The sequence below is a fragment of the Pseudomonas sp. genome (genome assembly GCF_049590575.1).
Classification (GTDB): Bacteria; Pseudomonadota; Gammaproteobacteria; order Pseudomonadales; family Pseudomonadaceae; genus Aquipseudomonas.
In genome coordinates this window covers 68,948-79,061 of the sequence record NZ_JBAWDE010000090.1, presented here as the reverse complement: position 1 = coordinate 79,061, position 10,114 = coordinate 68,948, and the positions used below count along the sequence as shown (strand labels likewise).

7 protein-coding genes and 2 pseudogenes are annotated in these 10,114 nt (G+C 60.2%); 1 reads left to right on the top strand and 8 read right to left on the bottom strand.

Annotated features, from left to right (window positions below; translation table 11 throughout):
- A pseudogene (locus WBR57_RS07190) lies at positions 1-842 on the top strand (penicillin-binding protein 1C); the annotation flags it as partial.
- 21 nt (positions 843-863) lie between these two features.
- Here WBR57_RS07190 and WBR57_RS07185 read toward each other — a convergent pair.
- The 8 genes and pseudogenes from WBR57_RS07185 to WBR57_RS07150 form a co-directional block, all read right to left on the bottom strand.
- On the bottom strand, positions 864-2,120 hold the full coding sequence (locus WBR57_RS07185; RefSeq protein WP_424083233.1) for a Fic family protein: 1,257 nt from the start codon (positions 2,118-2,120) through the stop codon (positions 864-866).
- Positions 2,121-2,198: 78 nt separating this feature from the next.
- Positions 2,199-2,560: pseudogene (locus tag WBR57_RS07180) on the bottom strand (hypothetical protein).
- Between the two features lie 60 nt (positions 2,561-2,620).
- A complete protein-coding gene (glmS, locus tag WBR57_RS07175; protein WP_424083232.1) occupies positions 2,621-4,453 on the bottom strand; it encodes a glutamine--fructose-6-phosphate transaminase (isomerizing) in 1,833 nt (610 codons plus the stop codon).
- A 10-nt stretch (positions 4,454-4,463) separates the two neighbouring features.
- The gene (locus WBR57_RS07170) at positions 4,464-5,231 is read right to left on the bottom strand and encodes a DeoR/GlpR family DNA-binding transcription regulator (RefSeq protein WP_424083231.1); all 768 of its coding nucleotides are present in this window, start codon (positions 5,229-5,231) and stop codon (positions 4,464-4,466) included.
- Positions 5,232-5,362: 131 nt separating this feature from the next.
- Positions 5,363-5,992 (bottom strand): adenylyl-sulfate kinase, encoded by a 630-nt coding sequence (gene cysC / locus WBR57_RS07165; protein ID WP_424083230.1) that lies wholly within the window; start codon positions 5,990-5,992, stop codon positions 5,363-5,365.
- Positions 5,993-6,020: 28 nt separating this feature from the next.
- Positions 6,021-7,136, bottom strand: a complete 1,116-nt coding sequence (locus WBR57_RS07160) for a M28 family peptidase (RefSeq protein WP_424083229.1) — start codon at positions 7,134-7,136, stop codon at positions 6,021-6,023.
- 18 nt (positions 7,137-7,154) lie between these two features.
- Positions 7,155-9,083 carry an asparagine synthase (glutamine-hydrolyzing) gene (gene asnB, locus WBR57_RS07155; RefSeq protein ID WP_424083228.1) on the bottom strand — a complete coding sequence of 643 codons (1,929 nt, stop codon included), beginning with the start codon at positions 9,081-9,083 and terminating at the stop codon, positions 7,155-7,157.
- 35 nt (positions 9,084-9,118) lie between these two features.
- A complete protein-coding gene (locus tag WBR57_RS07150; protein ID WP_424083227.1) occupies positions 9,119-10,111 on the bottom strand; it encodes an acyl-CoA desaturase in 993 nt (330 codons plus the stop codon).
- Positions 10,112-10,114 lie beyond the last annotated feature (3 nt).

Below are 10,114 nucleotides of genomic sequence, written 5' to 3'. Positions count from 1 at the left end.
GCCGCAACCCGCGCCCGGACGGTTTGCCCGGCCGCCACTGGCGCACCGCGTGGAAAACCGGCACCTCCTGGGGCTTTCACGATGCCTGGAGCGCGGGCCTGGTCGGCCCCTATGTGCTGGTGGTGTGGGTGGGCAACTTCGATGGCCGCCCAAACCCTGCTTTTATCGGCGCCAAGACCGCCGCGCCGCTGTTTTTCCGCATCGCCGATGCCCTGCCCCTGGCCTTGCCCAACGTGGTGATCAAACCCGACAAGCCGCCCGCCGGGCTGGTGCGCATCGACGTCTGCGCGGCCTCGGGCGAACTGCCCAACCGCTGGTGCCCGCAAACCCGCAAGACCTGGTACATCCCCGGCGTCTCGCCGATTCGCGTGTCCAACCTGCACCGCCCGGTGCTGATCGACACCCGCACCGGCAAGGCCGCGTGCCCGCCGTTCGACCCGCAATACACCCGCGCAGAAGTCTTCGAGTTCTGGCCCAGTGACGTACAACGCCTGTACCGCGCCGCCGGCCTGCCCCGCCGCACACCGCCGAATGTGATGAAAAACTGCCAACCCAACCGCATCAGCGACCAAAGCGAAGCACCGCAGATCCGCTCGCCGCTGACGCAAGTGAGCTACCAGCTGCGCCTGTCACAGCCCCAGGAAAGCATTCCGCTGAACGCCAACGCGGCCAGCGATGCGCTCACGCTGTATTGGTTTGCTGATCAAACTTTGATCGGCCAAGGGCCGCCGCAAACCACGCTGAACTGGCGGCCGGGCAAGTCGGGGGACTATCGGTTGCGGGTAAGTGATGACCAGGGGCGCAGCGCGAGTCGGGGGTTGAAGGTGGAGTTTGTGCCGTGAGCGGGCGTCTCGCTGCCAGGCTCAATAAAAACGGCGGTGAAGATCCGGGAATATCATCTGCGCAAACCACACAGGAAGCCCGGGAAAGACCGATCGCGACTTAGCCGACGGTGCTTCAACCACCCCTAAATCAATCAACTTCTTAAGCTGGTCGCTCGCAACGCGATCATGCAGACCAGAGAAGATTTTAAAGTCTGCCCGCGCAATTTCACCCTGAGTCAGCAAGATATGGATGGCCTTGGCCATTTCCTGCTTCACTCCGGATTCTACGAATCGCCTTTCAAGTCCGATCACTCGCTCAAGTCGCTGACGTAGCGTGACGAGGTCCATTGCCTGCTCTACGTATTCCATTTGATCAATGCAGACTTGCAGCATGAACTCTACAAACTCGAACAACCCACCTTGCGTCAGTTGCCCACGCCCGTCGAGATCCCCTCTACGAGGCTGATCAGCAGCGCGCAAGCGCCCGTAATATTCGTCCTGCTTGCGCGCCAAACCTCGCGAAAGCGACCACAGTGGAGACGCAAGCCCAAGGCGCATTAACTGCAAGTGCGTAATCATGCGCACTACTCGGCCATTGCCATCTTCAAATGGGTGAACAAACGCAAGACGATGGTGATACGCAAGAGCGCTAAGAATTCGTGAGGTCAGATCAGGCTGCCCGCCATACACGAGTTGCAGGCGCTTGAGCATGGGAGTGACAGACTTCCATGCAGGGGCCGCATGGTCCCCTACCAGGACATTACGTTCCGCTGCATCCCGTAATTGGCCTGGCGTGAGTAATCGACCATCGCTGAGTAGCAGCTCCTCTGCGCTCGCGCCTGCAAAAAGGCGACGATGGATCGCAGATATGAACTCAGGGGCAAAGAAGATGCCCCAAGGCGCATCAACCGTTTTCGGCCGCCGCACTGCACGCTCCAGCAACGCCTGAACGCCGATATGATTTTCCGCCAGCTCGCGCAGCTCTTTGGCATCGCGCCTCGGCACTCGCGCAGACAAGGTCGCAGGCTCGGTGTATTGGCCTTCGATAAGGTTGCTGTAATAACTATTGGTGATTCGCATCAGCTCGCCGATGCGCATAGCGGTGGTTTCGGGGAGTAAACCAGTGAGTTTTCCCGCACGAAACGAAAGCGTTTCCGCGGTGCGTAATATCGACGCTGGGAAACCGGGAGACGGCCAGACAGGCTCCAGCCAGTGATTTCCAGTGATAAATCCCTGCGTCATATTCATCGCCTTTTTCCGATTTTTTTTCGGATCTATTTTTTTCTTAAGGCCCAATAGTATCTGGATTAATCGTCGGATTTATATCGCTATTTGCTAAACATTTTTCCGATTTGATTTCTGATTATTCTCGAGCTATTCAACAGACTCGAAATAGCTCGACTCCCCACCCCCCGTCGCACCCGACAACCAGCCCCAGACAAAGCTCAGCGTGGTTCGCCCGGCATCATCCACGCCCACCGTGCCGCGCGACCAGCCGGCCAGCAATTCGCCGTCAGTGTTCAAACACTGATACAGCAGCTCGATCGTGTTGGGCCCGGTCACGCGTCCGGTCTGCTGACCAATGCGGATGCGCCCGCCTTGGTAAGTACCGGAAATGGCATCGCCCTCGACGAGGTATGAAACACCGTGCCGGCACCAGAAAGCCCGTGGGCGTTGTTGGCGACGGTGAATCGGCGGTTGTGCAGACGCTGGTGGATCTGGGAGGGGGTGTGCATCGAGGTCGCATCCTTTCGCGAGTAGCTGGAGACCCGCGCGGGCCTCCAGACTGTGGCGGGTTACTCCACCGTCACCGACTTCGCCAGGTTACGCGGCTGATCCACGTCAGTGCCCTTGAGCACGGCGACGTAGTACGACAGCAACTGCAGCGGGATGGTGTAGAGGATCGGCGACAGGGTGTCGTGGATGTGCGGCATGTTGATGACGTGGGTGCCTTCGCCGTTGGTCATGCCGGCTTTTTCGTCGGCGAACACGATCAGTTGGCCGCCACGTGCGCGCACTTCCTGCAGGTTGGATTTGAGTTTTTCCAGCAGTTCGTTGTTTGGCGCCACGGTGACCACTGGCATGTCGTCATCCACCAGGGCCAGCGGGCCATGTTTCAACTCACCGGCCGGGTAGGCTTCGGCGTGGATATAGGAGATTTCCTTGAGCTTCAAGGAGCCTTCCATTGCCACCGGGTATTGCGCGCCACGGCCGAGGAACAGGGTGTGGTTTTTGTCGGCGAACAGTTCGGCGACTTTCTCCACGGTGCTGTCCATAGCCAAGGCTTCGCCGAGACGGGTTGGCAGGCGACGCAGTTCTTCCACTAGGCGCGCTTCGACGCCTTCGGCCAACGTGCCGCGCACCTGGCCCAGGGACAGGGTCAGCAGCAGCAGGCCGACCAGCTGGGTGGTGAAGGCTTTGGTGGACGCTACGCCGATTTCGCGACCGGCCTGGGTCAGCAGGGTCAGGTCGGACTCACGCACCAGCGAGCTGATGCTGACGTTGCAGATCGCCAGGCTGGCGAGGAAGCCCAGCTCTTTGGCGTTGCGCAGGGCGGCCAGGGTGTCGGCGGTTTCGCCGGACTGGGAGATGGTCACAAACAGGGTGTCGGGCTGGACCACCACTTTGCGGTAGCGGAATTCGCTGGCGACTTCGACCTGGCACGGGATGCCGGCCAGCTCTTCGAGCCAGTAACGCGCGACCATGCCGGCGTGGTAGCTGGTGCCGCAGGCGACGATCTGCACGTTGCGCACTTTGGCGAACAGCTCGGCGGCCTGTGGGCCGAAGGCGTTGACCAGCACGTGCTTGTCGCCCAGGCGACCTTCCAGGGTGCGCTGCACCACGGCCGGTTGTTCGTGGATTTCCTTGAGCATGAAGTGGCGGTACTCACCCTTGTCGGCGGCTTCGGCACCGTCACGGTATTGCACGGCTTCGCGCTCGACGGAGTTGCCGTCAACGTCCCAGATCGCCACGCTTTCGCGGCGAATGTCGGCGATGTCGCCTTCTTCCAGGTACATGAAGCGGTCGGTGACCTGGCGCAGGGCCAGTTGGTCGGAGGCGAGGAAGTTCTCGCCCAGGCCCAGGCCGATCACCAGTGGGCTGCCACTGCGGGCGGCGACCACGCGGTCGGGTTGGCTGGCGCTGATCACCGCCAGGCCGTAGGCGCCATGCAGTTCTTTGACCGTGGCCTTGAGGGCGGTGGTCAGGTCGCTGTGGTCCTTGAGCTTGTGGTTGAGCAGGTGGGCGATGACTTCGGTGTCGGTGTCCGAGGTGAACACATAGCCGAGGCCTTTAAGCTGTTCGCGCAGCACTTCGTGGTTTTCGATGATGCCGTTGTGCACCACGGCCAGGTCACCGGAAAAGTGCGGGTGGGCGTTGCGTTCGCACGGGGCGCCGTGGGTGGCCCAGCGGGTGTGGGCGATGCCCAGGCGGCCGACCAGCGGCTCGCCGGCCAGGGCCTGTTCCAACTCGCTGACCTTGCCCGGGCGACGCATGCGCTCAAGCTTGCCGGCGTTGGTGAAAACGGCCACACCGGCGCTGTCGTAGCCACGGTATTCCAGGCGTTTGAGGCCTTCGAGCAGGATGGCGGTGACGTTGCGTTCAGCGACTGCGCCTACAATTCCACACATGGTTTTTCTCCTAGATGATTGCCGCGCATATCAGCGTAATGCCGCGGGCTTGGATCTGGTCGCGGGCCTCAAGCGGCAGGCGATCATCAGTAATAAGGGTATGGACGCTGCTCCAGGGCAGTTCCAGGTTGGGGATCTTGCGGCCGATCTTGTCGGATTCGACCATTACCACCACTTCGCGGGCGACCTCGGCCATCACACGGCTGAGGCCGAGCAATTCGTTGAAGGTGGTGGTACCGCGCTGCAGATCGATGCCGTCGGCGCCGATGAACAGCTGATCAAAGTCGTAGGAACGCAGCACCTGTTCGGCGACCTGGCCCTGGAATGAGTCCGAATGCGGGTCCCAGGTGCCGCCCGTCATCAACAGCACCGGCTCGTGTTCCAGTTCGCTCAGGGCGCTGGCCACGTGCAGGGAGTTGGTCATCACCACCAGGCCGGGCTGGTGGCCCAGTTCGGGGATCATGGCCGCGGTGGTGCTGCCGCTGTCGATGATGATGCGTGCGTGCTCGCGCAAACGCGTCACGGCGGCCCGTGCGATGGCGCGCTTGTAGGCCGAGACCGGCTGGGCGGCGTCGCCGACCAGTTCCTGCGGCATGGTGATCGCGCCACCGTAGCGGCGCAGCAACAGGCCGTTGCTTTCGAGCGCGCCGAGGTCCTTGCGGATGGTCACTTCCGAGGTTTCGAAACGCTTGGCCAATTCGTCCACACTGACTTCGCCCTGCTCATTGAGCAAGGCGAGGATATTGTGGCGACGTTGGGGTGTATTTCGTTTCGACATGGTAATGATAAGTTTCGTTTCGAAAGATAACGAAGGCAATCAAAACCTATTGATGCGAAATCGTCAAGTGCGCGCTGGGATTTTTAACCATGCAGAGCGGGCATGCCGCTCTGCGAGGAGTTAATACGGGCTCAAGCCGTCGCCTGTTGCCAACCCATGGAGAGCGCCGGCGTAACGATCCCGCTGCTCACCAGGTAAGACAGGATTGCGTCTGCGATTTCCCCAGGGGCCTTGCCGCTGGTGTCAATTTCCAGGTTGGCCTGGGTTGGCACTTCGTAGGGCGAATGAACTCCGGTGAAATCAGGCAGGCTGCCCGCCCGGGCTTTTTTGTATAAGCCCTTGGGGTCGCGACGCTCACATTCCTCAATCGGTGTACTGAGGTAGATCTCCACATATTCATTGTGATTGAGGATGTTTTTCACGAACTCGCGATCCTTGCTGTAAGGCGAGATAAACGCACACAACACAATCAGTCCCGCATCTGTAAACAGCTTGGACACTTCCCCGACGCGACGGATGTTCTCTACCCGGTCATGGGCGGAGAAGCCCAGGTCCTTGTTTAACCCTTGGCGCAGGTTGTCGCCATCGAGCACATAGGTATGGCAGCCCATGCGGTTGAGCAACTGGTCCAGCGCATTGGCGACGGTCGATTTGCCGCTGCCGCTCAACCCGGTGAACCACACAGTGCAGGGCTTGTGGCCCTTCAAGGCAGTACGGTCGGCCTGGTCCAGATGGTATTCCTGCCAGCGCGTATTGTTCATAAGAGTTCCTTTCTTTTCCAAGACGAGTTCAGGCAGCCTGGTTGATCAGGAATGCCAGGGTTGCTTCACAGATACCGTTCAATTTTCCCTTGTCGACGGCAGCGTCATAACGGTCATCGATATGATGGAAAAAGCCGTTTCCTCCCTGAATCGAGAGGTAGTCATCACCACGCGGGATGAACGCGCCCTCACCGGAGGGCTCTCCCCCGGTTGGCGCGACAATGTCGGGGGCCGTTTCAGCGCGTTGCAGCTGTGCAAGGTAGTGCTCTTGCAGTGACGGCGTGGAGGCCTGCATGAAAAACAACGGGTCCTGTGCAGCGACAAAGTTGGCGCCCAAATGCAGCCACAGGTGCACCTTCGGACCCTTTGCCCATTCAGCACTTGCGTGTTGCATGCCCAGGTAGCCCAGCTCGTGCCCGCAGGTCACCAGAAACACAACGGATCGCGACAGTTCGGTGTCGCGCAGGCGCTGAGCCATATGCAGCAGGCAGGCAACGCCACCACCGCGCTCGGCGGCGCAATGCCACCAGCCGGTGCGTGGGGTAAAGACAACGATGGGCGGCAGATGCGGCTGGGTACCGTGCTTGGTCGCGATAATGTTGGTCGACTGCGCCGGGGTAAAACACAGGCTCGACTCGACCCGGGCCCTGCCGTGGGTCTTGAGCAGGCTGCGTATCTGGCTGCGGTGTTCGCCGGAGACAAAAAATCCCGGCTGGGCAAAGGGCGTGTTGAATGCCTCGGCATTGAGCGGCGTCAGCCCTTCACGCGAGCCCATGGTAAAAATGATCATGACCGCGGCACCCGACAATTGCTTCAGGTCCGCCAATTGCTGATTGCCCATCGTCGAGACTTGCGTCAGGCGGATATCGCAGGGTTCGCAGAAGCCAATAGTGCCTTCCAGGCTCATATGCTCAGGCAACTGTGTATCCTGACACGGCATCAGTTCAAATCGATGCTCGCCCAGCAGCAGCCAGCACTGATGAGTCTGCACGGTAGTAAAGGCCAACGCCTGGGTGCGCACCTCCAGCCCCGCCTCGCTCAATAGCCCCTGCATCCACTGGGAAACCAGAGGGTCCTGAGGCTGTCCTGTGCGATGGGGGCCCATCGCATCGTAGGTTTTCAACAGTTCGCTGATAAGGCTCATCCTTTGATTTCCTTATACCTACACGGATAACCCGAAGTGTTTTTGCATCGAGCACGCGCTCGCCACTTGCACCAACAGCGCATCGGCGCCGGCTTGTACGTTGACGGGAAGATTCGGCAGGTTGGTAACCAGCGCCAGCAGCTTCTTTGTGTCGTAGAACGGCAATGACTGCGCGTCGGTGCCGCTCAGGGTGTCGCAGATAAACTCCTGCAAGGCGCCGAAGCTGTGCCGGGAAACCGTCGGGGCCATGAACGGTTGCTTCTGGCGGTCGTAGACGCGCTGAGGTATCAACCCCCGTGCGGCCTCGCGCAACAGGTGTTTTTCGCGATCAAGGTGGATTTTCTGATGCACCGGCAATCGGGCACAGAACTCGGCCAGGGGGTGGTCAAGAAACGGCGGGCGACCTTCAATGGAATGGGCCATTTCCATCCGATCACCGAGCACGCTGAGCATGTAATTGGGAAATGAGGTCTTGCACCACAGGTACAAGGACTGATTGACCGAGTCACGCCCTTTGAGCCGAGCGCTGACATCAATCCCGTCCAGGAACGCCGCGATGCTGTCACGCCCGTTGAGCATCTGCGAGAACGCCGGGGTGTAGAACGAGGAATACAGCTTGAAACGCCGGATACTGCCCGCCAGCTGCGCCGGAATGTAGCCCAGCATGGCTTTGATATACGCCAATTCGCTGCCCGATTCCTCCGAGAGCAGCAACCCGATGGAGGTTTTGTTGGCCTGTTTCAACTGCTCCAGCTTGAGGTTCACGGCATCCTGGCCCAGCGTTGCGGCACTGGTCATCAACATGTCCTGGCGAAAGATCGGATAGCCGGCGAGGATTTCATCGGCGCCCTCTCCGGTCAGGACCACCTTGATGCCCTGTTCGCGGACTTTGCGCGACAAGATGTACTTGGCGACCCCATGGGGGTTGATGAACAGCGACTCCGCGTGCCAGACCGCCTGGTCAAAGTGGTCCGCCAGGTCCTGCTGTGTCACATCGACCCGGTGCAGGCGTGAACCTGCCAGGGCGGCCATTTCCTCGGCCATGGCGTATTCGTCGTACAGGTCATCATCGAAGGAGATGGTGAAGGCTTCCAGCTTCCTGGCACTCAGGCTGTTGGCCATCCCAAGGATGCTGCAGGAGTCCAGGCCACCGCTGAGGTAGCAGCCTACTGGCACATCCGCCTCCAGTCGCACTTTCACCGCATCGGTAAACAGTTGCCGGAATTCTTCGACATAGTCGGCACTGGTACGGCGGTCGGCCTCCAGTTGCTGCGCGGTCGAGTAATCAAGGTCCCAATAGCTGACCGTGCGCAGGTGCCCTTGGGTGACCAGAATGAAATGGCCGGGCGCAACCTGCTTGATGTTTTTGAAAAACGTGCGGTCGTTGTGCAGGATGCCTGAGTCGAAGTCGTACACGCTCTCCACATCCCATACGGCGGGCGCGCCCATGGCCAGCAGGGCTTTGACTTCCGAGGCGACCAGGAACTTTTCCTGGTCGTGGTAGTAGAACAATGGCTTTACGCCAAACCGATCACGGGCGGCAAACACTTGCTGTTTGCGCCGGTCCCAGATGACAAACGAGAACTCGCCGCGCAGGTGCTCGAGGCAGGCTGAGCCGTGCTCCAGGTACAACGCCAACAGGACCTCACTGTCCGAGTGAGTCTGGAACGGATAGCCCTTTTGCTCCAGGCTCGCACGCAATTGGCGGTGGCCGTAGATTTCACCGTTTACCACCGCGACAACGTCATGGGCGGCACTCAGTAAAGGCTGATGCCCGCCTGCCAGGTCGACGATGCTCAGACGGTTATGGGCCAGCACGACCTTGCCATCCTCCGAGTGCCAGAGCCCACGGTCATCAGGCCCGCGGTGTTGCATCGTGTCCATGGCCCGATGCACATGTTGAAGGGCGAGCGGTCCTTGCGTCATAACGCCGAAAATTGCGCACATATCAATCCCTGCCTGATAAAAGTATTAACAGCCCACTAAGGTTTTTTGGAATCGCGAAGCTTTTGCGAGGTGGTGCGGATATCCCAGACCCACCCCGCTTTGCCCAGCAGACGAATAATCAGCCCGGTAATATCCAGCTGCCACCACTCAACCTGGGTCGTCGCAGAAGCCGGGAAGGCATGGTGATTGTTGTGCCAGGAGGCACCGAGGGTCGGTAACGCCAGCCAGGCGTTGTTGGTGCTTTTTTCCTGGGTGATGAAGGGCCTTGAGCCGAAGCGGTGGCACACTGAGTTAACGATGTAGACGCCGTTCTGCACGCACCAGATGCGCGCCAGCCCTGCCAGCACAAGACCATTCAACGCACCCTGCCAAGTCCCCGCCAGCACCCCACAGATCGCCGTCGGCAGCATCAGCCCCAACAGCACCCAGTACAGGTAATAACGCGTGACAAACGCGACAGTTTTGTCGCGAACCATATCGGAGGCAAACGCGGCGACGTTCACGTATTGGTCACCAAACGACCAGCCCACATGGGCATGCCAGAGCCCCCGCAAGCCGGTGAGCGCGCCACGATGGTCGAACCACGGCGAATGGGTATCGAGCTCGGTATCGGTGTATTGGTGATGCCGTCGATGGTTGGCTACCCAAAATGCTACCGGGCCCTGGGCGGCGGTCGCGCCCAGCACCGCCAGGACAAGCTTGCCGGCCGCGCCGGTCTTGAACGCGCGATGGGCAAAGTAGCGGTGGTAGGCGCCTTCTATGCCGAAGAAGCTCAGCACATACATCAGCATGAACACACCGACATCGACCCCGCTGAAACCACGGGTCAAGCCAATGTACAAAGCGGCACACACGCCCAGCAACGGCAGCCCATTGAACACCAGGCTCAGCAACCGCTGGCGGCGGATCAGGATCGGATTGCTCACCGTCACGCGCACACTTGCGGTGGCTGGCGTGTCCTCAGTCGCAGGGCGGCGCAAAGGTGGCGGCATAGGCACGTTCATGGCGTTATTTCTCGTCCCAGGCATGGC

Bases quoted from the DNA above. Each gene is read 5' to 3' on its own strand.
- glmS (WP_424083232.1), bottom strand. From the start codon at position 4,453: ATGTGTGGAATTGTAGGCGCAGTCGCTGAACGCAACGTCACCGCCATC.
- WBR57_RS07170 (WP_424083231.1), bottom strand. From the start codon at position 5,231: ATGTCGAAACGAAATACACCCCAACGTCGCCACAATATCCTCGCCTTG.
- cysC (WP_424083230.1), bottom strand. From the start codon at position 5,992: ATGAACAATACGCGCTGGCAGGAATACCATCTGGACCAGGCCGACCGT.
- WBR57_RS07160 (WP_424083229.1), bottom strand. From the start codon at position 7,136: ATGAGCCTTATCAGCGAACTGTTGAAAACCTACGATGCGATGGGCCCC.
- asnB (WP_424083228.1), bottom strand. From the start codon at position 9,083: ATGTGCGCAATTTTCGGCGTTATGACGCAAGGACCGCTCGCCCTTCAA.
- WBR57_RS07150 (WP_424083227.1), bottom strand. From the start codon at position 10,111: ATGCCTGGGACGAGAAATAACGCCATGAACGTGCCTATGCCGCCACCT.